23 protein-coding genes, 1 tRNA gene and 1 pseudogene are annotated in these 24,404 nt (G+C 62.6%); 15 read left to right on the top strand and 10 right to left on the bottom strand.

Annotation, left to right across the window (positions count from 1 at the left end):
* Nucleotides 1-32: 32 nt before the first annotated feature.
* Together MBENS4_RS26960 and MBENS4_RS20370 are read right to left on the bottom strand one after the other, a co-directional pair.
* Nucleotides 33-278 (bottom strand): annotated as a pseudogene (locus MBENS4_RS26960) (GGDEF domain-containing protein); the annotation flags it as partial.
* A 459-nt stretch (nucleotides 279-737) separates the two neighbouring features.
* Nucleotides 738-1,673 (bottom strand): isopenicillin N synthase family dioxygenase, encoded by a 936-nt coding sequence (locus MBENS4_RS20370; RefSeq protein ID WP_039394176.1) that lies wholly within the window; start codon nucleotides 1,671-1,673, stop codon nucleotides 738-740.
* A gap of 82 nt (nucleotides 1,674-1,755) precedes the next feature.
* Here MBENS4_RS20370 and MBENS4_RS20365 point away from each other — a divergent pair, with 82 nt between their 5' ends.
* The 3 genes from MBENS4_RS20365 (at nucleotide 1,756) to MBENS4_RS20355 (ending at nucleotide 2,912) form a co-directional block, all read left to right on the top strand.
* Nucleotides 1,756-2,169 carry an EVE domain-containing protein gene (locus tag MBENS4_RS20365; RefSeq protein ID WP_039394174.1) on the top strand — a complete coding sequence of 138 codons (414 nt, stop codon included), beginning with the start codon at nucleotides 1,756-1,758 and terminating at the stop codon, nucleotides 2,167-2,169.
* 148 nt (nucleotides 2,170-2,317) lie between these two features.
* Nucleotides 2,318-2,500, top strand: coding sequence for a CsbD family protein (locus MBENS4_RS20360; protein WP_039394171.1), 183 nt, complete (start codon nucleotides 2,318-2,320; stop codon nucleotides 2,498-2,500).
* A 184-nt stretch (nucleotides 2,501-2,684) separates the two neighbouring features.
* A complete protein-coding gene (locus MBENS4_RS20355) occupies nucleotides 2,685-2,912 on the top strand; it encodes a hypothetical protein (RefSeq protein ID WP_039394168.1) in 228 nt (75 codons plus the stop codon).
* On the opposite strand, the gene MBENS4_RS20350 is transcribed toward MBENS4_RS20355, so the two are convergent.
* Nucleotides 2,909-4,216 carry an MFS transporter gene (locus MBENS4_RS20350; protein WP_039394167.1) on the bottom strand — a complete coding sequence of 436 codons (1,308 nt, stop codon included), beginning with the start codon at nucleotides 4,214-4,216 and terminating at the stop codon, nucleotides 2,909-2,911. The genes MBENS4_RS20355 and MBENS4_RS20350 overlap by 4 nt on opposite strands.
* 122 nt (nucleotides 4,217-4,338) lie before the next feature.
* Here MBENS4_RS20350 and pgsA point away from each other — a divergent pair, with 122 nt between their 5' ends.
* Both pgsA and MBENS4_RS20340 read left to right on the top strand, forming a co-directional pair.
* Nucleotides 4,339-4,932: a CDP-diacylglycerol--glycerol-3-phosphate 3-phosphatidyltransferase gene (gene pgsA / locus MBENS4_RS20345; RefSeq protein WP_039394165.1), complete on the top strand. Its 594-nt coding sequence runs from the start codon at nucleotides 4,339-4,341 to the stop codon at nucleotides 4,930-4,932.
* A gap of 182 nt (nucleotides 4,933-5,114) precedes the next feature.
* Nucleotides 5,115-6,263: an MFS transporter gene (locus tag MBENS4_RS20340; protein ID WP_242405030.1), complete on the top strand. Its 1,149-nt coding sequence runs from the start codon at nucleotides 5,115-5,117 to the stop codon at nucleotides 6,261-6,263.
* Nucleotides 6,264-6,270: 7 nt separating this feature from the next.
* Here the strand turns inward: MBENS4_RS20340 and MBENS4_RS20335 are convergent, their stop codons facing one another.
* From MBENS4_RS20335 to MBENS4_RS20325, 3 genes are all read right to left on the bottom strand, one after another.
* A complete protein-coding gene (locus MBENS4_RS20335) occupies nucleotides 6,271-7,167 on the bottom strand; it encodes a hydrogen peroxide-inducible genes activator (RefSeq protein WP_039394162.1) in 897 nt (298 codons plus the stop codon).
* The gene (gene rnd, locus MBENS4_RS20330; RefSeq protein WP_039394159.1) at nucleotides 7,164-8,414 is read right to left on the bottom strand and encodes a ribonuclease D; all 1,251 of its coding nucleotides are present in this window, start codon (nucleotides 8,412-8,414) and stop codon (nucleotides 7,164-7,166) included. The genes MBENS4_RS20335 and rnd overlap by 4 nt, the downstream gene beginning before the upstream one ends.
* A 75-nt stretch (nucleotides 8,415-8,489) precedes the next feature.
* Nucleotides 8,490-9,506 carry a hypothetical protein gene (locus MBENS4_RS20325; protein ID WP_039394157.1) on the bottom strand — a complete coding sequence of 339 codons (1,017 nt, stop codon included), beginning with the start codon at nucleotides 9,504-9,506 and terminating at the stop codon, nucleotides 8,490-8,492.
* A gap of 170 nt (nucleotides 9,507-9,676) precedes the next feature.
* On the opposite strand from MBENS4_RS20325, the gene aspS reads away from it, so the two are divergent.
* The 7 genes from aspS (at nucleotide 9,677) to MBENS4_RS20290 (ending at nucleotide 16,584) form a co-directional block, all read left to right on the top strand.
* A complete protein-coding gene (gene aspS, locus MBENS4_RS20320; RefSeq protein ID WP_039394154.1) occupies nucleotides 9,677-11,470 on the top strand; it encodes an aspartate--tRNA ligase in 1,794 nt (597 codons plus the stop codon).
* A 184-nt stretch (nucleotides 11,471-11,654) separates the two neighbouring features.
* Nucleotides 11,655-11,891 carry an acyl carrier protein gene (locus MBENS4_RS20315; RefSeq protein WP_028657713.1) on the top strand — a complete coding sequence of 79 codons (237 nt, stop codon included), beginning with the start codon at nucleotides 11,655-11,657 and terminating at the stop codon, nucleotides 11,889-11,891.
* 133 nt (nucleotides 11,892-12,024) lie between these two features.
* A complete protein-coding gene (fabF, locus tag MBENS4_RS20310; RefSeq protein WP_039394150.1) occupies nucleotides 12,025-13,284 on the top strand; it encodes a beta-ketoacyl-ACP synthase II in 1,260 nt (419 codons plus the stop codon).
* 31 nt (nucleotides 13,285-13,315) lie between these two features.
* On the top strand, nucleotides 13,316-14,290 hold the full coding sequence (gene mltG / locus MBENS4_RS20305; protein ID WP_445321524.1) for an endolytic transglycosylase MltG: 975 nt from the start codon (nucleotides 13,316-13,318) through the stop codon (nucleotides 14,288-14,290).
* 37 nt (nucleotides 14,291-14,327) lie between these two features.
* Nucleotides 14,328-14,873: a 2'-5' RNA ligase family protein gene (locus MBENS4_RS20300; protein ID WP_052322571.1), complete on the top strand. Its 546-nt coding sequence runs from the start codon at nucleotides 14,328-14,330 to the stop codon at nucleotides 14,871-14,873.
* Nucleotides 14,874-14,980: 107 nt separating this feature from the next.
* Nucleotides 14,981-15,057 (top strand) — tRNA-Met (locus tag MBENS4_RS20295).
* A 201-nt stretch (nucleotides 15,058-15,258) separates the two neighbouring features.
* The gene (locus MBENS4_RS20290) at nucleotides 15,259-16,584 is read left to right on the top strand and encodes a tyrosine-type recombinase/integrase (protein ID WP_084592260.1); all 1,326 of its coding nucleotides are present in this window, start codon (nucleotides 15,259-15,261) and stop codon (nucleotides 16,582-16,584) included.
* Nucleotides 16,585-16,983: 399 nt separating this feature from the next.
* Here MBENS4_RS20290 and MBENS4_RS20285 read toward each other — a convergent pair whose 3' ends face one another.
* The 4 genes from MBENS4_RS20285 to MBENS4_RS20270 all read right to left on the bottom strand — a co-directional run bounded on the left by MBENS4_RS20285 (nucleotide 16,984) and on the right by MBENS4_RS20270 (nucleotide 20,740).
* Nucleotides 16,984-17,802, bottom strand: a complete 819-nt coding sequence (locus tag MBENS4_RS20285) for a DUF4365 domain-containing protein (RefSeq protein ID WP_159108110.1) — start codon at nucleotides 17,800-17,802, stop codon at nucleotides 16,984-16,986.
* A gap of 86 nt (nucleotides 17,803-17,888) precedes the next feature.
* On the bottom strand, nucleotides 17,889-18,824 hold the full coding sequence (locus MBENS4_RS20280; RefSeq protein ID WP_039394144.1) for a hypothetical protein: 936 nt from the start codon (nucleotides 18,822-18,824) through the stop codon (nucleotides 17,889-17,891).
* A gap of 391 nt (nucleotides 18,825-19,215) precedes the next feature.
* Complete coding sequence (locus MBENS4_RS20275) at nucleotides 19,216-20,202, bottom strand: hypothetical protein (RefSeq protein WP_039394142.1); 987 nt, start codon at nucleotides 20,200-20,202, stop codon at nucleotides 19,216-19,218.
* A 130-nt stretch (nucleotides 20,203-20,332) separates the two neighbouring features.
* The gene (locus MBENS4_RS20270) at nucleotides 20,333-20,740 is read right to left on the bottom strand and encodes a sigma-70 family RNA polymerase sigma factor (protein ID WP_039394139.1); all 408 of its coding nucleotides are present in this window, start codon (nucleotides 20,738-20,740) and stop codon (nucleotides 20,333-20,335) included.
* An 891-nt stretch (nucleotides 20,741-21,631) separates the two neighbouring features.
* Here MBENS4_RS20270 and MBENS4_RS20265 point away from each other — a divergent pair.
* The 3 genes from MBENS4_RS20265 to MBENS4_RS20255 all read left to right on the top strand — a co-directional run.
* The gene (locus MBENS4_RS20265) at nucleotides 21,632-23,407 is read left to right on the top strand and encodes a ParB/RepB/Spo0J family partition protein (protein ID WP_039394136.1); all 1,776 of its coding nucleotides are present in this window, start codon (nucleotides 21,632-21,634) and stop codon (nucleotides 23,405-23,407) included.
* Nucleotides 23,408-23,462: 55 nt separating this feature from the next.
* Nucleotides 23,463-23,687, top strand: coding sequence for an RNA polymerase sigma factor (locus MBENS4_RS20260; RefSeq protein WP_039394134.1), 225 nt, complete (start codon nucleotides 23,463-23,465; stop codon nucleotides 23,685-23,687).
* Between the two features lie 99 nt (nucleotides 23,688-23,786).
* On the top strand, nucleotides 23,787-24,404 hold a 618-nt coding region (locus MBENS4_RS20255), incomplete at its 3' end, for a nucleotidyltransferase domain-containing protein (RefSeq protein WP_039394131.1).

Below are 24,404 nucleotides of genomic sequence, written 5' to 3'. Positions count from 1 at the left end.
AGCTGCCTGAGAAGGATCTCGGCGAGGCGGTCGACGTGGCCGCTCTGGGCAGGGGCGTACTCGATAGCAATGGCGAACTCGTCGCCGCCGATGCGGGCGATGGCGCTGCCGATGGGGACCACCTCGCGGATGCGCGCGGCGCACTGGCGCAGCAACTGGTCGCCTGCGGCGTGCCCGTTGAAGTCGTTGACCTGCTTGAAGTTGTCGAGATCGATCATCATCAGCGCCACGGCACGTCCGCTCTCGCGGGCCTTGGCGATCATGACATCGGCGCGCATGCCGAAGCTGCGGCGATTGAGGAACCCGGTCAGGGGGTCGGTTTCGGCCAGGCGGCGGGCCGCAGCTTCCTCGCGCGTGCGCACGGCCAGTTCGGCGTTGAGCTCGCGGTAACGGCTCCAGCCGAAGATGATGATCGCGATGTTGAGAAGAAAGGCGTTGAGGACGAACTGGTCGGGCCTCGGGCTCTGGCCCATCAGCGCGCGCACGATGTCGGGGCCGATCACGCTGCCGGTCGCCGTGAACAGCAGGATCGCGGATGTCACGATACCGAACGCGACGACATCCACGGTGCGTCTGCCCGGGATGTCGTCGCTGATGTCTGTGGTCGTCGTGACCTTGGCGTTCAAAGCCAGAGCTCCCTGAATTCGTCGGAAGCGGAAGCTCTAGGGATATCCCCTGAAGTTTTGGTTAAATCACCTCGGACGCTCACTTCAGGATTTTGCTAATTGTTATCCGTTTCAGTATTTTAATCCGATCTCGCGCAAGCGCTCCTGAAGATAGTCGTCTGCGGTAATGACATCGGGATACTGGTCGGGATTGTCCGCGCTGATGCATTGCGGAAGCGTCACGAAGGGAAAATCGCTGCGCAGGTGCAGGAAGAAGGGCATCGAATAGCGGCTGTAGCTGGCGCGTTCGCCTTCGGGATTGCGCACGCGGTGCGTGGTCGAAGGCAGGACGTTGTTGGTCAGGCGCTGCAGCATGTCGCCGATGTTGATGACCATCGCGCCTTCGGGCGGCGCGACCGAAAGCCACTCGCCATCCTTGCTCAGAAGCTCCAGACCGGCTTCCTCGGCGCCGAGCAGCAGGGTGATGAGGTTGATGTCCTCATGCGCCCCGGCGCGGATGGCCCCGCCGGCGCCTTCGGCCACGGGCGGATAGTGGAGCAGGCGCAGCACCGAATTGCCATCGTCGATGGCCGGATCGAACCAGCGCGGATCGAGGCCGAGGTGGACAGCGATAGCCGAGAGGATCTCTGCGCCCACCGCGTCGAAGCGGGCGAACAGGGTCTTGAAGGTCTCTTCGAAGCCTTCAACTTCGCCGGGCCAGATGTTGGGCGGCATGCTGTCGGCCAGCGGAGAGCCCTCGGGAAGGTCGCGTCCGACGTGCCAGAATTCCTTGAGGTCCTTCTCGGTCGCGCCCTTGGCGACCTCGGTGCGGAACGGGGTGTACCCGCGCGCACCGGCCTTGCCGGCCAGGTGGTAGGCGCGCTTGGTCTCTTCGGGCAGCGCGAAGAATTCGCGGGTGAGGGCCCATGCCCGGTCGATCAGCTCCTGATCGATGCCGTGATCGCGGATCATGGCGAAACCGAAGGTGCGGAACGATTCGCCGATACGGGCGGGAAGATCGTCGCGGTCGGCCTCGAGGCTCAGAACGGGGATATTGGCGAGGTCCATGTCTTGCATATTTCCATCAAGAATCGTCTATGCCGCCGCTGTAAAGGTTTTGAAGCCCTTAGTCGAAACGGAAAGGCACACGATGGCAAAGCGCTACTGGCTCCTCAAGTCCGAACCCGATGCCTATGGCTGGCGCCACCTGGTGCGCGAGGGGGAGGGGACGTGGGACGGTGTGCGCAACCACCGGGCGGCCAACAACCTGCGTGCGATGGAAGTTGGCGACGAAGCGTTCTTCTACCATTCGAACGAGGGACGCGAGATCGTGGGGATCGTCGAAGTGAGCGTCGCGGGACTTGCCGATCCGAGCGACCCCGAGGGCAAGTGGGCCGCGGTCAAGGTGAAGCCGGTGCGCAAACTGGCGCGCAGCGTCACGCTCAAGCAGATCAAGGCCGACCCGGCGCTCGCCGACATGGAACTGGTCAAGCTGTCGCGGCTCTCGGTCGGCGAGGTCCGGCCCGAGGAATGGGCGCACATCCTGGAAATGGCGGGCGGCTGACACGTGACTGGAGTGGGTCCAACCGGGTTGTCCAGTTGTCTCACGTAAGGCTCGCCTTGTCGGCGGGGCGGGAACGAACCGCCCGGTCGAGCTGTTGTCCTTGTGTAAGATCGGCAGGTAAGTGCCGAAAAAACAAGGAGATGTTATCATGGGTGAACTGAAGGACACGATCAAGGGTCTGGGCAACGAGATCGCCGGTAACGCCAAGCAGGCCGCAGGCGATGCGCGCAACGATCCCGAGCAGAAGGCCGAGGGCAAGGCGCAGGAGCGCAAGGGCGAAGTCCAGCAGGGCGTCGGCAAGGTGAAGGGTGCCGTGGGCGACCGGGTCTGACGGCAAGACCACGATAAGGCCAAGGCCAAGCCTTGCGCCAGTACGAAGAGGGGCGACCGCAAGGTTGCCCCTTTTTCGTGCGCACTCCCGCGTGAGGCTGCCACGTCGGGAGACTTTCGTCCCGAAGTGGGAAGCGCGCCATTTTGGTCTGGATAGTTAACTAACCGTTAGCTAACTTTGCGGCATGAGAACCCAGAAACGTCGCGCGCTGGTCCTCTCCAGCGAACAATCCGGGCACCCGTTTCGCCGCTCCCTTCCGGCCCATGTGCTCGAAGTGCCGCCGCACCTGCGCCCTGCCGTGGACGACGAGGCGCTGGCCGCGCGGCGCTGGAAGATGCGAGGCGGCGACTGGCAGCAGTTCCTCGCGGCCTATTGCGCCTCGTTCCTCGCGATCTTTACCTTCATTCTCTAACGCGCGGCGAGTTCGGCGCGGTAGAGCCGGTAACCCAGCCAGGCCGAGGCGAGGCAGGCAGCCGCGACGACCAGCAACTGCTTGACGATGGGCATGCCGAAGAAATTGAGCGCCATGGCCACGCCCGCGCCCAGCACCATGGCGCCCGAATTGACCACGTTGTTCGCGGCAATCGTGCGCGCGGTCTGCGACTTTTCCACGAAGGTCGTGAGAAAGGCGTAGAGCGGCACGACGAACATCCCCCCGGCAATGGCGACGCCCAGGAGGGAGAGCATCAGGGGGAGCGCGAGCGGCTGCACGACGAACGTGCCCACGTCCATGAGCGCGTCGGGCCCCTCGAAAGCGGGCCAGGCCTCGCACACGAGCTCGAAGCCGATCAGGCACACCCCCATCGCGATGACCGAGAGCGGCGACCAGCGCGCCGATACGGTGCCTTTCAGAAGCGCGTTGATCGTCACCGAGCCAATGGCGATGCCGATGGAGAAGATGACCAGGAACAGGCTCGCCACTTCCTTGGCGGCCATCAGGATGTTCTTGGCAAGCGGCGGGAACTGGATGAACAGGATCGTGCCGAGCGCCCAGAAGAAGCTGATCGAGCACACGGCAAGGTAGACCCGCCGGTCGCTCATGGTGGCGCGAATCAGGCGCGCAGGCGCCCGCACCAGGTGGAAATCGAGGGGCTCGATCTTGCCGATGGGCGGGGCTGGGGGCACGCTGCGCCCCGAGACATAGCCGATCACGGCAACCGCGATCACCGCGATGGCCGCCGCATCGACGCTGATCCAGCCTGCAACGATCGTACCGGCCAGGACCGCGAGATAGGTGCCCGCTTCGACGAGGCCGGTGCCCGCGAGGACTTCCTCACTTTTGAGGTGCTGGGGCAGGATCGCGTACTTGATCGGCCCGAAGAAGGTGGAGTGTACGCCCATGGCGAAAACCGCCACCAGGAGCAGCGGGATCGCCACAGTGTGAAGGGCGATACCCTGCCACGCGAGGGCAAGGCCAAGCCCGCCCACCAGCATGATGAAGATCTCGCACAGCTTGATAAGCCGGATGATCGTGGCCTTGTCGCGCATGTCGGCCAGCTGGCCGGCCAGTGCGGAAAACAGGAAGAAGGGCGCAACGAAGATCAGCGAGGCCACCGCGCTGAAGATCGCCTCGGAGCTCTCCGAGTTGTAGACGCTGTAGACCACGAAGAGGACCATCGCGTTCTTGAACAGGTTGTCGTTGAACGCGCCCAGAAGCTGCGTGACGAAGAGGGGGAGAAAGCGTCGCGCGCGGAGCAGTTGGGTCGATTGCGTCATGTAATGGTCTTGTCGGTCTCTCACCGTTCGGGTTGACGGGATCCTTAAAGCGGCAGGCCGAGGCCGCAACCCCCGATCAACACTTTATTCTGCCCCGCATTCCCGGCTATGGGGCAGCCCATATGCTGACGCTTCCGAACATCCTGACCCTTTCGCGAATCTTCGCGGTTCCGCTCCTTGCCTTCCTGCTGTGGTGGCCGGACTGGGTGCTGGGCTATGCGCTTGCCTTTGCGCTCTACTGCCTGATGGGGATCACGGACTACTTCGATGGCTATCTTGCGCGCTCGAGCGGGACGGTTTCCAAGCTCGGGGTTTTCCTCGATCCGATTGCGGACAAGATCATGGTCGCGGCGGTCATCCTCGTCCTGACGGCGCAGGGCATCCTGCGCGGGCCTTATGTGGGCGACATGCACGTGATTGCCGGGCTCGTCATCCTCATCCGCGAGATCGCGGTCTCGGGCCTGCGCGAGTTCCTGGGCCCCTTGCGTGTCTCGATCCCGGTCAGCAAGCTCGCCAAGTGGAAGACGACGTTCCAGATGATCTCGCTGGGCGCGCTGATCCTGGGCAAGGCGATGCCCTGGTGGAACACGCCGTTCGCTGGCGCGGCGATCAATATCCCGCATACCGTGGGCCTGACCACCTTGTGGGGGGCGGCCGTGCTGACGCTCATCACCGGCTGGGATTACCTGCGCGTCGGCCTCAAGCATATGGACTGACGCGTAGGTCCGCGACATGCGTCGCGCGCGCAAGGGCGTGCGTTCGTTGCATTCGCGGCGAGAGGGGAGGCGGGCCTAGGGCTCGGCCTCGATCCCGGGCCTGCCTGGCCCCTGCACGTTCGCGGAGCCCTGCCATTTCCTCGCTTTCCCATCCTGCCCGAGAGCATCGTGCGCCTCTGTCGGTGAGCGTCGTTGCCGTGATGGCGCTGGCGGCGGGCCTGACCGTGGCCAATCTCTACTACAACCAGCCCATGCTTGAGCAGATGCATGGCGACCTTGCCGATTGGCGGGTGGCCTATGTGCCGACGACGACCCAGATCGGGTATGCGCTGGGCCTTCTTTTCCTTGTCCCGCTGGGCGATCTGTTCGAGCGGCGCGGGCTGGTCCTGTGGAAGTGTCTCGGACTGGCCGTGGCCTGTGCGGGTGTTGCGCTGGCGCAGGGGGGCGCGCTTGTCCTGATCGCCTCGCTGGTGGTGGGCATCTTCGCATCGGTAGCCCAGCAGATCATCCCGATGGCCGCCAGCCTCGCGCTTCCCGAACGGCGCGGGCATGTGATCGGGGTTGTCATGGCGGGACTGCTTTGCGGCATCCTGCTCAGCCGTACACTTGCCGGGTTCGTGGCCGAGCACCTTGGCTGGCGGGCCATGTTCTGGATCGCGGTGCCACTTGCCCTCGGGACGGCGGCCATGGTGGCGCTGCGCCTGCCGCGCAGCGCGCCGGAAACGGCTGGCACGAGCTACCGCGCAACGCTCGGCTCGCTTGTCGGGCTCTGGCGCGAATTTCCCGCGCTCCGGCGGGCAACGGCGATCCAGTGCTGCCAGTTCGGCGTGTTCTCGGTCTTCTGGTCGATCCTGGCCTTCCGGCTGGAGGCGCGCTTCGGCTTCGGGCCGCAGGTAGCGGGTCTTTTCGGCATCCTGGGCGTGGTCGGCGTTCTTGCCGCGCCGCTTGCCGGACGCATCGCCGATAGTCGCGGACCGCACCGGGTGATTGCCGCTGCAGCCTGCATCTCGCTCGTCTCCTGGGCGATCTTCGGATTGTGGGACGGGCTCGCGGGCGTGATGCTGGGCGTCATCGCGCTCGATTTCGGAGTGCAGTCGAGCCAGATCTCCAACCAGAGCGTGATCTTCGCACTGAAGCCCGAGGCGCGCTCGCGCATCAACACGATCTACATGACCGCCATGTTCGTGGCCGGGGGACTTGCTTCGGCGGCGGCCATGGCATGTTGGACGCACCTGGGCTGGACGGGCGTGTGCGCGCTGGGCGCGGCGATCAGCCTGTGCTGCGTTGCGCTTCAGTTCACCGGCGGCAAGGCTGCGTCAGCGGGGCAATAAGGCGCGATCAGCCCGCGCGCAGTTCATCCGCTAGCATCCGGAATTCGTCCGAGCGGGGCGAATTCTTGCGCCAGACGAGCGCGATCTCGCGGTTCGCGTTGGCCGAGATGAGCGGGCGGGCGACTACGTTGGTGCCGTTGAGGATGCCTGCATCGAGCGCCATTTCGGGCAGCATCGTGAGGCCAAGGCCATTGTCCACCATCTGCACCAGCGTGTGCAGCGAGGTCCCGATCATCGTGGCAGAGGCGCGCAGTTCGGGGCGGTTGCAGGCGGCGAGCGCGTGGTCCTTCAGGCAGTGCCCGTCTTCCAGCAGGAGGAGGCGATTCTCATCGATGATGTCGGGCCCCACTTCCTGGGGCGGATCGCGCGGATCGTCGGCCGGGAAGGCCACGAAGAAGGCGTCGAGTTCGATCGTCTCCTGCTCCACCTCTCCGGTAGGGTAGGGGAGGGCCAGGAGCACGCAGTCCGCCCGGCCATGGTGCAGCGATTCGATCGCGGCCTGGCTCGGTTCCTCGCGCAGGAAGAGCTTGAGGTTGGGGCGTTCACGGCGCAGGCGCGGCAACATGCGCGGGAGCAGGAACGGCGCGATTGTCGGGATCACGCTCATGCGCACTTCGCCCGAGAGTGGCTTGCCGCTCGACTGGACGAGTTCGGACAGTTCCTCGGTCTCGCGCAGGATGCGGTGGGCCTTCTCGACCACCGTGTTCCCCAGCGGCGTGAAGCGCACCGCACGCTTGGTGCGCTCCACAAGGGTCACGTCGAGCAGGGTTTCCAGGTCCCGCAGGCCCGCCGAGAGCGTCGACTGCGAGACGTAGCAGGCTTCGGCCGCGCGGCCGAAATGTCCATGTTCATGCAGGGCAACCAGATACTGAAGCTGCTTCAGTGTCGGCTGGTAGACCGTCATGATTCGCTGTCGTCCCCGCTCTCGTCGGTTTCCTCGTCGACCGCGTCGTCCGAGCCGGCGGAGGCGAAGATTTCCTCGTCCTCACTGACCCGGGTCATCTTGAGGCGGCCCTTCTCGACGGCGAAGCCCAGGCGTCCCTCGACCAGCTCGAGCGCGTCCTTGCCGAATACCTCGTAGCGCCAGCCTTCCAGGATCGGCAGGTTCTTGCGCACACCCGAGGCGAGCATTTCCAACTCGTCGCTGCGGGTGAGGAGGCGGGCGGCAACGTCGATCTCACGCGCGCGGATCTTGAGGAGCAGCTTCAGGAGGTCGGCCACCAGCGCGCCTTCCTTGCCGAGCGGCGCGCCGCGCGGCTGGCGCGGGGGCATCTCGTCGTCGCCGAGCGGCTGGGCCTTGGCGATGGTGTTCATCAGGCGCTTGCCGATGTCGTTGTCGCGCCAGCCTTGCGAGAGGCCGCGCACCTTGGCGAGGTCGGACTGCTGCTTGGGCGGATGGCTGGCAAGATCGGCAAGCGTCTCATCACGGGCGATGCGCCCGCGCGGGATGTTCTTGCCCTGCGCTTCCATCTCGCGCCATTCGGCGATGGCTTTCAGGCGGCCGAGCATCTGCGGATTGCGGCCGGCAGCCTTGATCCGGCGCCAGGCCAGCGTCGGGTCGTTCCGGTAATTGTCCGGATCGGCGAGCTTTTCCATTTCCTGGTTCAGCCACATGCCGCGGCCGGTCTTGATCAGGCGCTGGAGGATCTTGGGGAAGATCTTCGAGAGGTGGGTGACGTCGCCGATGGCGTATTCGATCTGGCGCTCGGTCAGCGGACGGCGCGACCAGTCAGTGAAGCGCGCGCCCTTGTCGATGGTCAGGCCCAGCCAGGATTCGACGAGGTTGGAATAGCCGATCTGTTCCGACTGGCTGATGGCCATCATCGCGATCTGGGTGTCGAAGATCGGCGAGGGGGTCTTGCCCGTCGCGTTGAAGATGATCTCGACGTCCTGCCCGCCGGCATGGAAGATCTTGAGGACATCGTGGTTGTCCGTGAGCAGCTCGTAGAGCGGCGTCATGTCGAGGCCGCTGGCGAGCGGATCGATCGCGGCGGCTTCCTCGGTGTTGGCGATCTGGACGAGGCAAAGCTCGGGCCAGTAGGTGTTTTCGCGCATGAACTCGGTGTCGACCGCGACAAAGTCCGACTTTGCCAGGCGGTCACACAGTTGGGCGAGCTCGTCGCTGTCCGTGATCAGGGTGTGTATCTTCATTTGCATGCGGCGTTACGCTGAAGACGCGAAGGGATCAACGCCAGCGATGCCCCGTTTCGCGTTTGTTTGCGATTATTAACGGCGAAACAGGCGGGCAAGGAGCCCCGGACGGGCCGATTCGGCGAGTTCGGAGATGCTTTCCTCGGTCACCAGCTTGCGGCGCAGCTGCGTGCCGGTGGTGTGGATGCCCGGTGGCGGGAGGTGCCAGGCTTCCGGGTCATCGCCCGGAGCGGAGCCTTGCGCGTCGCCGGAATAGGAAGGCGAAAGCAGCGCGGCCATCGTGTCGGCGTGGTCTTCGCTCTCGTTCTCGAAATCGTCCTCTTCCTCGGCATCCTCGTCGTAAGTTCCCGAGAAGCCTGTGGCGCCATCGTAGGGCTCCGGCGCGCTTGGCGTTTCAGGCGCGTCGCAATTGGCAAGGACGGGGGTGGAGAGGGCTGCGAAGGGGCTTTCGCTCACCGCGAGGAGGGCCATGCGGCGCGGCAGCGCGGTGCGGCGGGCCTTGTCCTCGACGGCCAGGTGGAACAGCACGCCCATGTAAAGCGTGCCGAGCAGTTCGGCCTGGAGGGCGGTGGCGTTGGGTGTCTCGCGCGCGGCGTTGGCCATGTGCAGCGCGGCCAGCGCATCGGCCATGGTGCCAAGACCGTCGATACCCACCACGCGCTCTTCGGCATCGGCGTGGTCGTTGTGCCAGGCTGATCCGTAGTCGTTGAAGCCTTCGAGCAGTTCCTCGCGGGTGCATTCGGAGAAGGGCCAGGAGGTGTCGAAGAAGAAGCGGGTGGCGAGGACCGGCTCACCGTCCTCGTCGCTGATGGTGTGGGGCGAGAGGTCGAGGCTGACGGCCGAGACCGGCTCGCCGCACTGGTCGAGCTTCCAGATCGCATCGGCGAGGAGATTCCAGCCCGTGAACGAGATTGCTTCGGGCCGTGTGTTCAGGAATTCGGCGGGGAGGGGGCCTTGCGCGGAGCAGACGCCCGTCAGCATGTCCCGCAGCATATCGGCGGCTTCGTCCGCGCGCTGGCTGCGCACCATGTCCTCGATCGAGCGTCGAAAAGCCTTGTTTTCCGCGCTGTCAATCGTGACCTCTGCCAACATCGTGTTCTCCATTCGACCCGAACGTCAGGCAATTAGATGATAATGGTTTATACCGGGTTACGCGGATAACCTTTTGCGCAGGGTCAAACGGTGTCTGGAAATCGGCGCGCCACTCGACTAGGGGACGCGGCCTGAACTCTTAGTTTTTCGCGAAGAAGAAGCCTGACGCCATGACTCATCCCTATCGTTCCCACACCTGCGGCGCCCTGACGGCGGCCGAGGTCGGCCAGACGGTCCGCCTGTCGGGTTGGGTCCATCGCAAGCGCGACCACGGCGGCGTCCTGTTCGTCGACCTGCGCGACCACTACGGCATGACCCAGGTCGTGACCGACAGCGACAGCCCTGCGCTCGAGATCCTCGACGCACTGCGTCTGGAATCGGTCGTCACCATCGAGGGCACCGTCAAGGCGCGCACCCCCGAGACGGTGAACCCCAACCTCGTCACCGGCGAGATCGAGGTCTACGCCCGTTCGGTGACGGTGCTGGGCAAGGCTGCCGAACTGCCGATGCCGGTTGCCGGTGAGCAGGAATATCCCGAGGACATCCGCCTCAAGTACCGCTTCCTGGACCTGCGCCGCGAGACGCTGCACGCGAACATCGTCAAGCGCACCCAGATCATCTCGGACATGCGTCGCCGCATGGAAGGCATCGGCTTCACCGAATTCTCGACGCCGATCCTGACCGCGTCCTCGCCCGAAGGCGCGCGCGACTTCCTTGTGCCCAGCCGCATCCACGCGGGCAAGTTCTACGCCCTTCCGCAGGCACCGCAGCAGTACAAGCAGCTGCTGATGGTCGCCGGTTTCGACCGCTACTTCCAGATCGCGCCCTGCTTCCGCGACGAAGATCCGCGCGCCGACCGTCTGCCGGGCGAGTTCTACCAGCTCGACCTCGAGATGAGCTTTGTCACCCAGGAAGAGATCTGGGAGACGATGGAGCCGGTCATGCAGGGCATCTTCGCGGCTTTCGCAGGCGATAAGCCGGTGACCCCCTCGGGCGAGTTCCGCCGTATTCCCTACGCCCAGGCGATGCTTGACTACGGCTCGGACAAGCCGGACCTGCGCAACCCGATCCTCATCAAGGACGTGACTGAGCACTTCGTCGAATCGGGCTTCGGCATCTTTGCCAGCATCGTTGGTGGGGGCGGCGTGATCCGCGCGATCCCCGCTCCGGGTGCGGGCGCGGGCAGCCGCAAGTTCTTCGACGACATGAACAACTGGGCGCGCGGCGAGGGCTTCTCGGGCCTTGGCTACATCAACATCAAGGACGGCAAGCCCGGTGGTCCGATCGCCAAGAACCACGGCGAGGAAAAGACCGCGGCTCTCATCGAGGCGCTCGGTCTGGGTGAGAACGACGGCGTCTTCTTCGCTGCGGGCAAGCCCGAGCAGGCCGCCAAGCTGGCGGGCCTTGCGCGCACCCGCGTCGCCGAGCAGCTCGACCTCATCGACAAGGATCGCTTCGACCTTTGCTGGATCGTCGACTTCCCGTTCTACGAATGGGACGAAGACAACAAGAAGGTCGACTTCGCGCACAACCCGTTCTCGATGCCGCAGGGCGGCATGGAAGCCCTCAACGGGCAGGATCCGCTCACGATCAAGGCCTACCAGTACGACCTCGTGTGCAACGGCTTCGAGATCGCCTCGGGCTCGATCCGTAACCAGGATCCCGAACTGATGGTTGCCGCCTTCGAGAAGGTGGGTCTGACCAAGGCAGATGTGGAAGAGCGCTTCGGCGGTCTCTACCGCGCCTTCCAGTACGGCGCTCCGCCGCACGGCGGCATGGCCGCCGGTGTCGATCGCATCGTGATGCTGCTGTGCGGGGCGCAGAACCTGCGCGAGATCTCGCTGTTCCCGATGAACCAGCGCGCCGAGGATCTTCTGATGGGCGCGCCGACGCCCGCGGAATCGCGTCAGTTGCGCGAACTGCACATGCGCGTCGTCGAGCCCCAGCCCAAGCCGGGCGCCTGAACGGGCAAAATCGACGCAAAAACCGAGCTTGCGGCGCCTTGAGGGTCTTTCGCCCTTGCAAAGGCGTCGCACTTGGGACAAGTGCGGTGCCCGTGCTGTGGCGGCACTTGCCAGCCAGCGCCCTAGGAACTAGGGCGTCAAGCAACCAAGATTAATCCTCCGCTTTCTGAAGGGGTCTATACAAATGAGCGATACCGCCGATCGGGTTAAGAAGATCGTCGTCGAGCACCTCGGTGTGGAAGCCGACAAGGTCACCGAAGATGCAAGCTTCATCGATGATCTGGGTGCCGATTCGCTCGACATCGTCGAGCTGGTCATGGCGTTCGAAGAAGAATTCGGCGTCGAAATCCCGGACGATGCCGCTGAAAAGATCAGCACCGTCTCGGATGCGATCAAGTACATCGACGAGAACAAGGGCTGATCCCGGCCCGCCCGCAGCGTCTCGGTAACGTCCTTTCAGGGCGGACCATCGCCGGTTTGTGGGCAATTGGATTGAATTTGACAGGCTCGACCTCTAAGGGGGCGGGCCTGTCGCCGTTTCGGAGAGCATTGGAATGCGTCGTGTCGTCGTAACCGGACTTGGCCTCGTCACCCCGCTGGGCGCTGACGTGGAAACGACCTGGAAGAACATCCTCGCCAGCAAGAGCGGGGCGGGCCCCATCACCAAGTTCGATGCGTCGGATCAGAAGTGCCAGATCGCCTGCGAGGTCAAGCCGGCGGATCACGAGTACGGGTTCGATGCCAGCAAGCGCGTGGATCCCAAGATCCAGCGCCAGGTCGATCCCTTCATCGTCTTCGGCATCGATGCCGCGGGCCAGGCGCTCGAAGACGCCGGCCTTGTCGACATGGATGAAGAGACCAAGCTGCGCGCGGGCTGCTCGATCGGTTCGGGCATTGGCGGTCTGCCCGGTATCGAGAGCGAATCGCTCGTGCTCGCCAACCGTGGCCCGGGCCGCGTTTCGCCGCACTTCGTGCACGGCCGTCTCATCAACCTCATCTCGGGTCAGGTCTCGATCAAGTACGGCCTCAAGGGCCCGAACCACGCGGTCGTCACCGCCTGCTCGACCGGCGCGCACTCGATCGGCGATGCCGCGCGCATGATCAAGGACGACGACGCCGACATCATGCTGGCGGGCGGTGCGGAAAGCACGATCTGCCCCATCGGCATTGCCGGCTTCGCCCAGGCACGCGCGCTCAACTGCAGCTTCAACGATCGTCCCGAAGAAGCCAGCCGCCCCTACGACAAGGACCGCGACGGCTTCGTCATGGGTGAGGGCGCGGGTGTCCTCGTCCTCGAGGAATACGAACACGCCAAGGCGCGCGGTGCGAAGATCTACGCCGAAGTCGTGGGCTACGGCCTTTCGGGCGATGCCTACCACGTGACGGCTCCGGACCCGGAGATGGACGGTGCCTACCGTTCGATGGCTGCCGCTCTCAAGAAGGCGGGCATGACGCCGGCCGATATCGACTACATCAACGCCCACGGCACCTCGACGATGGCCGACACCATCGAGCTGGGCGCGGTGCGCCGCCTGTTCGGCGAGGCCATGGACAGCGTCTCGATGAGCTCGACCAAGTCGGCCATCGGCCACCTCCTTGGCGGCGCGGGCGCGGTCGAATCGATCTTCTGCATCCTCGCGATGCGCGACCAGATCGTGCCGCCCACTCTCAACCTCGACACGCCTTCGGAAGGCTGTGAAGGCGTCGACCTGGTGCCCAAGGTGGCTCGTTCGCGCGAAGTGCGCGCCGTGCTCAACAACAGCTTCGGGTTTGGTGGCACGAACGCCAGCCTGATCATGAAGAAGGTCGACTGACCTTCCGCGCGGGCTCCAGGGAAGAACCCTCATGATGTCACGGCGCAGGTACGCCCTCGTGGCAGCGCTCGTCCTGGTGGCGGGGATCGTAGTGTGGAACGTCGTGGGCGGCTGGTTCGGTTCCGGCCCGCTCGCGAAGGATTCCGCTTTCGTGGTCCCCAATGGCGCCAGCCTCTCGGCTGTGGCCGACAAGCTCCAGGACGAGGGCGTGGTGCGCTCGGGCGACGGGTTTGCCCTGCGCGCACGCCTCTTCGGGGGCGGTGGCGGGATCAAGGCCGGGGAATTCGTGATCCCCGCCCACGCCAGTCCCTCGCGGGTCCTGGCGATCATCTCCAGCGATGACGTCGTGCGTCGCCAGGTCATGATCCCGGAGGGCATGCCCTCGATCATGGTCTACGAGCGCCTGATGGCGCAGGAGGCCCTGTCCGGCGATCTTGCGGTGCCCGAAGAAGGTTCGGTCCTACCCGCCACCTACGATATCCAGAAAGGCGATGCGCGCGCGGATGTCCTGCGCCAGATGCAGGCGGGCATGCGCCGTACCCTGGCCGAGCTCTGGGAAAAGCGCGCGCCCGATCTTGTCGTGAAGACGCCTGAAGAAGCGCTGGTGCTCGCCTCCATCGTGGAGAAGGAAACGGCCAAGGCCGAAGAGCGCACTGTCGTGGCCGGGCTCTATTCCAACCGTCTGAAGCAGGGGATGCTGCTCCAGGCCGATCCCACGATCATCTACCCCATCACCAAGGGCAAGCCGCTGGGCCGGCGCATCCGACAGTCCGAGATCCAGGCGATCAACGACTACAACACCTACTCCATGGTAGGCCTGCCCAAGCACCCGATCTGCAATCCGGGCCGCGCTTCGATCGAGGCGGTGCTGCACCCGGCCGAGACCGACGCGCTCTACATGGTCGCCGACGGAACTGGCGGACACGTCTTTGCGTCGACGCTCGAAGCGCACAACGAGAACGTGAAGAAGTGGTTCGAGATCCGGCGCAAGCGCGGCGAGATCTGAGTGCATTCGAGGCACCTGGCGTGACGGTAGGCCGGCCATGGTGAACCTTCCCGGCGAAGTTCTGAGCTCCGAGCGTCAGCCGGGCGCTCCCTTGCTGGTGACGGCCCTGCTTCCCCCTGAGATCCAGGCTTGGGCCGACACACTTCGCACGGCCCATTTCCCGCCTGAACGCAATCGCCTGCGCGCGCACGTGACGCTCTTTCACGCGCTGCCACCCAGCGTGGAGGAGGAGTTGATACAGGTCCTCAAGGACCTGACGCGCACTCCGCCAGCGCAGGCTCAGGTCGTGGGTCTGCTGAAGCTGGGCAAGGGCACGGCGATCCGCATCGAATCGCCCGCGATGGTCGAATGCCACGCGGAGATCGCCGAGCGCATGCACGGCCTCCTCACGCGCCAGGACGCCCAGCCCCTGCGCCTTCACATCACAATCCAGAACAAGGTGACCTCGCAGGAGGCGAGGGCGCTCCAGGCGCAGTTGGGCCCTACGCTGGAGCCCCGAACCTTCCGTTTCCGCGGCTTTGGCATCTATGCCTGGGAGGACGGATTATGGCGTCCGATCAAGGACCTGCACTTTAATCGCTAAATTTGTAAAATAGGGTGTTGACCAATCCCCGATACCCCCCTAGAGGCACGCACCTGCCCCGCAGACGCGGCGCACCACACTGCTCCGGCCAAGGCCGGAATTGGTATGGCGGAGTAGCTCAGCCGGTTAGAGCAGCGGAATCATAATCCGCGTGTCGGGGGTTCGAGTCCCTCCTCCGCTACCATACCCCATTTTTAGACGTTGTCCGCGCTAGTCCAGAACGAGCCGGCAGCGTCTTTTTTCTTTTTAAAATCAATTATTTTTCCCGGTTGTCCGCGTGCGCTGACGTCCGAGCGCATTCGCCTGCGTTTGGGGGTGTCGGTTTGAATTTTCGCTGAATCTGGGGGTACCATCGCCGCATACCCCACAACAGCGATACCCCCACATGGCACTCAAGGAACTCGAGGTGAAATATGCGGCCGTTCGGCCGCGCCCCTACAAGCTCTCGGACGGGGGTGGGCTGCATGTGCTTGTTCAGCCCAATGGCTCGAAGCTGTGGCGGATGAAATACCGCTTCGCGGGCAAGGAGAAGCTGCTGAGCTTCGGCAAGTACCCTGAGATCTCCCTCGCGGTCGCCCGTGCGCGCAGGGACGTGGCGCGGGGTCTCCTCGCCGAGGGGCGTGATCCTGGTGTCGAGATCGCTGCGGAGGTCCAGGTCAGGACGAACACTTTCGAGACAGTGGCGCGCAAGTGGCACGCGAATAGAGAAGGGGGACTGGACCATGCGCACGCCAAGCGTGTGCTGAGTCGAATGGAGCGGGATGTGTTTCCGATGCTGGGCGCAAAGCCGATCACCCAGATCACCGCTCCTGAGATCCTGGCCATGATCCGCAAGATTGAAGAGCGTGGGGCTCTCGATATCAGTCGCCGGGCCAAGCAGTGCGTGGGACAGGTCTTCCGTTTTGCGATTGCCAACGGCTGGGCGCAAGACGATCCTTCGGTTCACCTTGCGGGAGCGCTCAAGCCTCGACCGCGCGTCAAGCACATGTCTCGCGTGCCACTCAAGGAACTGCCCCAATTGCTGCGGGCCATCGCTTCCTACGATGGCGAAGAGAATCCGCGCTGCCAGTCGCTCACGCGCGACGCCCTGATGTTCACCATGATGACGTGGGCGCGGACGAGTGAGGTGCGATTCGCCGTATGGAGTGAGTTCGAAGAACTGGACGGGAGCGAGCCGCTCTGGCGTATTCCAGCTGAACGCATGAAGATGAGCCGAGAGCATCTTGTGCCCTTACCGAGGCAGGCCGTCGCGCTGCTGCGCCGATGCCGTTCAGCAAGCGAAAGCGAGTTCGTCTTCCCCGGCCCGAAGGCCGGTCAGCCGATCTCCGAGAACACCATGATCTATGCCTGCTATCGCATGGGTTACCGGCGCCGCCAGACTGTTCACGGCTTCCGAGGACTAGCATCGACCTGGGCCAACGAGACAGAAGGTTACAGCTCCGATTGGATTGAGATGGCTTTGGCGCATTCGGAAACCAACTCGGTGAGGGGGGCATACAACAGCGCGCTCTATATTTCCTCGCGGCGGCGCATGCTTCAGGACTGGGCGGACATGATCGATGGCGCGACCATGAGAAAAGCGAGGTCCGGCTCGCCCAAAAGCAACCGCTGTAGTGAGCCTAGAAGCGCACCTGCGGCTGAGGTGCAGCCGCCCCAGGGCAAGCCCAAGCCCTTTTTGCGGCTAGTCTCGACGAATGGCAAGCCACACTGAAAGGAGACGGCTTTTCTCTCCTCGTGAGTGCGCTGGTCAATTTGAGGGCCATCAGTGGCCGCGATGGGCCGATAGGTGAATATCGGGTTCGGGGCCAGGACGTGAGGATAGCTGCTGTTCGTCCGATGCCGACTCCGACCCAGAGCCGGTCGCACAGATCTGTTTCCGGGAACGTCGGCTTCAGGCAAAAGCGGCCGTTGGAACATAGCGAAGTGGACCGTCAGTAAAGCGCCCCCTAACAGACGAAACGGGACTTAGTTGCCTTTACCAAAAGCAGCCATCGGTCTCGAGGCTTACCAAGTTTGTTCCCGAATTCTAAGGTTCCCGATCGTCTGGGTCGTCGACATCGCTTTCTGCGAGGAAGGCCAGCAGTTCCGGGACGACATCGAATTCTGACCATTAATCTGACGAAAGCTCGCTTGTGTAGAAATCATCTAGGACAAGCGCGGCTTTGCCAACATTGGACAGTTCGACCTCGAGAACCCAGCAAGCCACCTCGTAGGAGCCGTGTTCGGCACCTATGTATTCATGCTCCTTCCAGTCGAGCCATGGGAAGTGCACAGCCATAAAGCGGCCTATCGTGTAAGCCGGGAGCCACGTGTCGAGGTCCAGATCAGCCTCGGCGTCAGGGTCGTCACCGAAAACCACTGTGGTGCGTCTAAAGTTGAGTGACTTGTTTACCCAGTCTTCTACGTGAAGATAAGCCATCTCGTGCTCGGCAAACTGCCGAATGAGCGGGAGGTCGAGGGTCAATCGATGCCTACGGATACTGCCTAAGTCCGATGCGATCCCCTGCGCGATGTATTGTTCATTCGCCTTGTCGAGTTGCTGCTTGGCTGGAATCGTAATCGACCAGCGCCCATCCTTTCCTTCTTCAATCAGGTGCTGCTCGACTTTCTGCCAAAGCGTTAGTTGGGTTTCGGGATCATGAAGGACGATGAACACCGGCAGTGAATGGTTGGTCCAATACTCGCGATGGCGATCCTCGCCGTAAAACACGTAATTGTCGCCGCGTTTCTTGAAGTATGACGGACCGCTCTTGATCTGGAGTGCGATCAGTTTCCCGCCTCCCAAGCCGTCGTCGTTAAGCTTCTCCGCATGAGCATCGATTCCGAAATCGCTGGTAGGCTGCTCACGAAACGCCCAGCCCAATGCCGTGAAGATTGCTCCGACAGCGTGAACTCCCGCCCTTTCCGTTTGATTGGTCGGTTTTGCCACCAATTGTATCCTCGAATTAAAGGGTGTTTTGGCGTGTGTCAGCTCGGAGAAACTAGCGTGACAAGCCCCGCCGCCTCACGGCCTTGCTAGATGAACTTTTCGGCCAGCTTGCGCTTGCCGGTTGGATCGACGTAGGTGGTCCGGTCGTCGGCTGGATAGTAGAAGCCCGACACGTAAAGATCGTGTTTGCCGATCTCCACGCGGATGGACAGTTCCATGCCGTCATCCCACGTGTCGCGGATTTTCGCCTTGCAGGTTTCGCCGCGCAACTCGAACTCGAACTGCTCGCTACGCTTGTCCCACGTTTCGACGGCGGTGCGGAGCAGCGTTTCGTTGATCGCATCCCGCTTCTTCTGCGACAGCATATCGAGCGATGACTCCTTGATGGGGCCGAACATGCCGCTTTCGTTCATCGCCTCCAGAATCTTGCGTATGTGATTGCCCGCGTGCTGGTTCACGAACAGCGACGAGCGCGAGCCGTGAGGTCGACCGAGGATGTAGGAACGGATGTTCCACCACGTCTCTGCGACCTGATAGCCTTCGGCTTCTTTGATCGTCTGCTGCACGAACCACCTCAGTGCATCGCGGCTCCGAATTGTCCCGTCAGCTTCCAGTTCGACCAGATAGGCTTCGACCACGACAGGATAGGCACGGTCCGAATACAGTGGCTCTGCCAGCCGATACGCTTGAAGCCCCGGCACTTGGTTTACGGCGTCGACAAGCTTGTCAGCGTCTTTGTCGGAATATGGGCACGTGACGAATCCCCGTACGAATTCCACCGTGTGATCGATGCCGTCATAGGTCCGCAATTGCGATTGCGAAGACACGTGATGGAAGTTGTCCCTTGGGGGTGCCGTCAGGACCGGGTGCCAGTCCGGATAGGTGTCGATGGCATTGCCCAAGTTAGCGATCAGTTCCTCGACTTGTCGCCGCCCAGCTTCCGGGTCGCTCAGGTTCTTGGTGAGGTATTCAGTCGCCCGCACATTCTGCTGGGCTGCAACGGTCGGCGCTCGAAATTCCATGACATGTCCTATTCACGTAAAGTTATACAGTCACGTAAATATGTGTTCTGGCGTTGGCGGACAAGTGGAAAGTTTGATAGGCGTGCCCTACACGATGCAATTGTTGCCGCGATCATGCCCACAATGACGATCCAGCCATTCGCTTCTGCGATCAGACGCGTGATGCGCACCCAGCGCCGGTAGCGCTGGGTGCTGCTGAGCGACAGCGGGCGAGAGATTATGAATGTGCGGGGGGACCTAGCGCTACCAGCCGCTGGTGAAAGTTGGATCGACCCTGCAGCAGGGTGCTGGAAAAGCCCGAGCCTTTTTGGGTTGAGGAGCCACGAATTTCTGTTTCAGGGTATCAAACAGTCGAAAGCGGAAGGGCCGTAATCCGACCAGGATCCGACGTTCAAGGCTGATGCAGGCAGGAGATAAGATCGTCGCAGGCGGCATAGTAATAGTGGCCCGGCTCTGACGTCATCTTCGGTTTATAGGGCGCCGAAGGCCAAGCTTCCTTCCGCTGGTAGTTCTTGAACATGAGCGAATGGAACAAGTCGCTGTCCATGTAGACTTCCATGCGAGGATGGGCCCCCGCTTTGATGGCCTTGCGCGCAGCCGCTTCGATGAGCGAGATTTGCGCGAAGGGAAGCCCCAGACTGTTGAGCGAGATGTGGTTCTGCGCTTTCGAGATGTGGAGCAGTGGATCGTCATAGTATTCGTTCGACCCTTGCGCAAACACCCCATAGATTTCGAGGCCCAACGCGTCTCGGTACAGCGTCTGTAACTGCCGGAAGAGGATAAGAAGGTTCTCCGGCACATAGGTGTATTTAACGTCGGTCTCGACCATCCCAGCGGTCCAGTTCGTCTTGAGCAGCAGGCTGTCGGCGAAAGAGATGAAGGAGATGAAAGGGTGCCGAGCTGCGAATTCGTCTAGTGAGTCGCGCAGTCTAATGACCTTGTCATGCAATATGGCGCCTGACTGGATTGCGGCCGTCATGTCGACCGCATCGATCATCGCGAAAATCGAGTTAGAGCGTAGGTGTAGCTTGCGCAGCCATTCGCCTTTCACGAAAACGGTCACCCGTTTCTCATATTCGTAAGCGAGCGCGGCGCCGACTAATGCCTCGCGCGGGAGGAAGGTCTTCACGACATGAAATCGGTCATGGATATTGGGATACCACCGGATCTCAGCGCCCACCGGTGTGATGGCCTCAATGCTGACCGGGGTGATGTAGCCTACCGTATAGGGCGATGCATCCTCATCATCGTGTATGTTCTTGAGCCACTCCGCCTCCCATTTGGACATATAAGCCTCGTCCATGATCCATGTGTCGCGGCCGATCGGGAGATCGTCGAACGTGAAGGTCTGGAACGAGTTGTCGGAGAATGACGCCATATTCTACCTTGGCATGGCTGAGAGACATTGGCGATCCGAAGTTGGCTGCCATCCGCGCATTTACAGCGTAGATGTCCCCGATAGAATCAAGGGTACAGATTTAAGGTTGTGAATTAAGGAGGGTTGAGTCTTAGCGATACCCCTCTCGACGCAACACCTTCGATACGAGCGACTGTGAGCAGTTCAGCCGTTCGGCCGTTTCCTCTTGGCTCAAATTCTTGAGATGAAAGGCTATGATATTCTCGTCTCGAGCAGCGCGCCGTTCGGCTGGCGTATCGCCAACAGGGCGGGAGGTGGTGCTCTGGACCAAGCCCGGACCTAGCAATTCCTGCACGACATTTTGGCCGTTATAGCCCACAGCTCTAATTTTCGTGATGCCAGTGGCATTGTCTGACTCGACAACATATTTTTTGATACGTTTGTCATTGGCCAAGGCCTGCGTGATCTTCACCGTCTCGATGGCGAGGTCATTTCCTGTTGGTGTCGGAACAAGGGCGCGGGATCGCTTCAGTTTGAGGGGCTTTGTGGGCTTCGCCATTCGAGTTTTCCTATCTTTGGAGTAATATGATATTATTCCAATACGTCTGACTTGGCAACCTTGTTTTTTGCGCGCGACGAATGAGCGAGGATTTCGGAACGGACAACAACGCGACTGAATAACTGTTTATGGGGTCTCTTGCTGCTCGGTCAGCGTCAATCTTACGAATGGCAGGATTCGGCGTATGCCGACATTCGCAGCATACCTGCGAAAGGGCGTATATTGGTCGACACTTGCCTACTTGGATGCCAATCGGACCAACGCCGGATCCCGCCGACTTTCCTGCCGTTTGACTGCTCAAAGTAGCTTGCCAAAAGCGGCCGTGAACGTCGACTCACTGGCGCATCAAATCGCCCCTGAAGCTACCGATTAGGGCGCGAAACAGCGACTGCATTCCCTCCAATTTTAGTCGTTATCGTGAAGGCTTCGGCGGCTGCCTTGGGGAGGGGCGCAGTCTGGCGGTTCAGGTAGATGGATCAGGCTTGCGATCTTTGACGCGAGGTAAACATTGCAGGCTGACCCGCGCCGATGGCGCGGCCGGGCTCTATTTCGCTTCCGCTCAACCGAGCCACCGGCTCCGCCGCCGTCTCGTCGGCAGGGCCGTCACGATCCCTGTCAGGGGCGAGATGCTGCATGCATCCCTTCAAGTGTCGCCGCGCTGACCCGCGCGGCGGCGTTGGCCTTTGTCGGCTCCAAGGTGACGGGGGGCGTCGCTGCCCGATAGCCCCGCCTCGACGAGGCGCAACCCGTCCGCTGCGCTCCCGGGTGCTCCATTTCATTTCGCCCCTTCGGGTGCGCCCCGCCTTCGCCGGCGGGGCTGCTGGTTCGCTCCTGCCGCCCCCCGCCACCCTGGCGCCGGTCAATGGCGGTTGAAGGAAGGAGTGAAGCAAAATGGAACTCATGCACATCGACCTTGCGCGTCTCTCGGTTTCCAGCCTCAACATGCGGGGCACGAAGAAGACCTGCGACATCGCCAATATCCTGCCCTCGGTTCGGGCACGCGGCGTGCTGGTGCCGCTGATCGTTCGCGAACTGCCCGGCACGGGTGAAGGCGGGGTGGACAGCCCTCCCGCTTATGAAATCCTCGCAGGCAAGCGCCGCTTTCATGCGGCCCGTACGGTGGCCGAAGAAGGCGGCGGAATCGAGGACCTGCCCTGCGCGGTGATCGAACCGGGTGACGATGCGGCGGCCCTTGAAGCCTCGCTGATCGAGAACGTGGCCCGGCTCGATCCCGACGAGATGACCCGCTGCGAAACCTTCACCCGTCTGGTGCGTGAGGGGCGTGACGTCGAAGGTATCGCGCAGACTTTCGGGCTGACCGCCTTGCAGGTGAAGCGCACGCTGGCGCTCGGCAATCTGGTCCCGCGCCTGCGCAACCTCTACCGCTCGGACGGCATCGATGCCGTGTCGCTGCGGCATCTGACCATGGCATCTAAGGCCAGGCAGAAGGAATGGCTGGATCTGCACGACGACGAGCGGGCGACCGCGCCGACCGGCTCGTGGCTCAAGGCGTGGCTGTTCGGCGGGGCCTCGATCCCGGTGAGCGCGGCGCTGTTCGACGTCGAGGCTTACAAGATTGAAACAATCGCCGACTTGTTCGGAAACGAGGCCTATTTTGCCTCTCCGGACGCCTTTTGGGGCCTCCAGATGGCCGAAGTCGACAATCGGGTCGAGGCGCTGCGAGAGGCCGGTTGGGGCGAGGTGGTCGTGCTGGAAAGGGGCGACACCTTCCATTCGTGGGAACACGAACGCATGGGGCAGGCGAAGGGTGGGCGGGTCTATGTCGCCATCGGTCATCGCGGCGACGTCACCTTCCACGAAGGCTATGTGACCACAAAGGAAGCGCGGCGACTGGAACGCGGGGAAGCCTTGGAGAAAGTTACTCGCCCCGAAGTGTCGAGCACGGTGAACGCCTATATCGACCTGCACCGCCATGCCGCCGTGCGCGCCAGACTGGCCGAAGATACCGGGCTCTCGCTGCGGGTGATGGTCGCCCATGCGATTGCCGGGTCTTGTCTATGGTCGGTGCGGGTCGAGCCGCAGAAGACTCCCAACGATGCCGTGGCCGAGAGCATCGAGAACTCTCTTTCGGAAAGCCTGTTCGATGCACGGCGGTGCGAGGTTCTGGCCCTGCTCGGCTTCGATGCGGACACGCCAACCGTCACCGCAGGCAATCCCGATGGGGAAGGGCTTTGCGGTCTGCTGCGCCGTTTGATCGCGCTGGACGATGCCGAAGTGTTGCGGGTTCTGGCCGTGGTCATGGGGGAAACGCTTGGCATGGGCAGCAGCCTGATCGAGATGCTGGGCCAGCACATGGCCGTGACCCTGGCTGATGTCTGGCAGGCCGACGATGCCTTGCTCGATGCCGTGCGCGACCGCGAGGTGATCGGGCATCTATTGGCCGATGTCGCGGGCGAGAAGGTCGCCGCCGAGAACGCCAAGGCGACGAGCAAGGTCCAGCGCGGCATCATCCGCGATTGCCTGACGGGGAGCAATGGACGGCGCAAGCACGAGAGCTGGGTACCGCGCTGGATGGCGTTCCCGGCCAGCGCCTACACCGAGCGCGGCGGCGTGGGCAGTGCCGAATGTTCGGTGCGGATCGCCGATCCTGCCGAGGTCGAAAAGGCCGGGCCGGACACCTCGAACCCGCTGCCGCAGGCGGCCTGATGGGTGAGCCCGGTGGCGAAGGTCGCCGGGCTCCTTCGCATAGGAGACAAGGCCCATGGAACAGGACTTCAATCCCGAACGCCTGCGCCGGATCGAGGCGGCGCTGCTCGAACTCACCAACCTCGACCGCCAGATATTCCTCGCGATGCGGCTCGACAACATGTCCGTAGAGGAGATTGCCCGGCACACCGGATTGTCGCAGCGGCAGGTGGTGAAACGCTTGGCGCGCGCCATCCGTCATCTGGACAAGCGGTTGCGCGCGTTGGGGGCGCAACCGTGATGTGCGTTCCCCCCAAACGCGGCAAGGGCTGGTCCTGTGCAGGGCCGGTCCTTGCACTTTGCTCTTGGCAATTGGGATGTTAGGCGCGAGTCTGTGCCCATGAAAACGAGCCTCGACCATCTCCCGGCGAACAAGCAGCGCGAGCTCGAACGCGTGGTGCAGATCGTCTTCGAGGAATTCGAGGACGCCTTCGCGCTTTCAACGCAGAACTGGAAGAAGAAGGGGCGCATCCTCAAGATCGTGCTCTACGGCAGCTATGCCCGGGGCAACTGGATCGACGAGCCGCACACCGCCAAGGGCTACAAGTCGGACTACGATCTGCTGGTGATCGTCAGCGACAAGCGGCTGACCGACCGGGTCAAGTACTGGACCCGCGTCGATGAGCGGCTGATGCGCGAATACGGCATCACCGAGAGCCTCAAGACGCCGGTCAATTTCATCGTGCACACCATGCAGGAAGTGAACGACGGGCTCGCCCAGGGCCGGTACTTCTTCATGGACATCGCCCGCGACGGTATCGCGCTTTACGAGGCCGACGACAGCGAGCTGGCGACCCCCAAGCCCAAGACACCGCATGCCGCGCTGGATCTGGCGAAGGAGTACTACGAGGAGTGGATGCCTCAAGCACACTCCGCAAAGAAGGGTTTCCATTTCTTCTTGGGTGAGAAGGAATGGAGAGACGCAGCTTTCATCCTCCATCAGGAAGCTGAACGCCTT

The sequence above is a fragment of the Novosphingobium sp. MBES04 genome (assembly GCF_000813185.1).
Classification (GTDB): Bacteria; Pseudomonadota; Alphaproteobacteria; order Sphingomonadales; family Sphingomonadaceae; genus Novosphingobium; species Novosphingobium decolorationis.
This window is presented reverse-complemented; position numbering and strand designations above follow the sequence as displayed.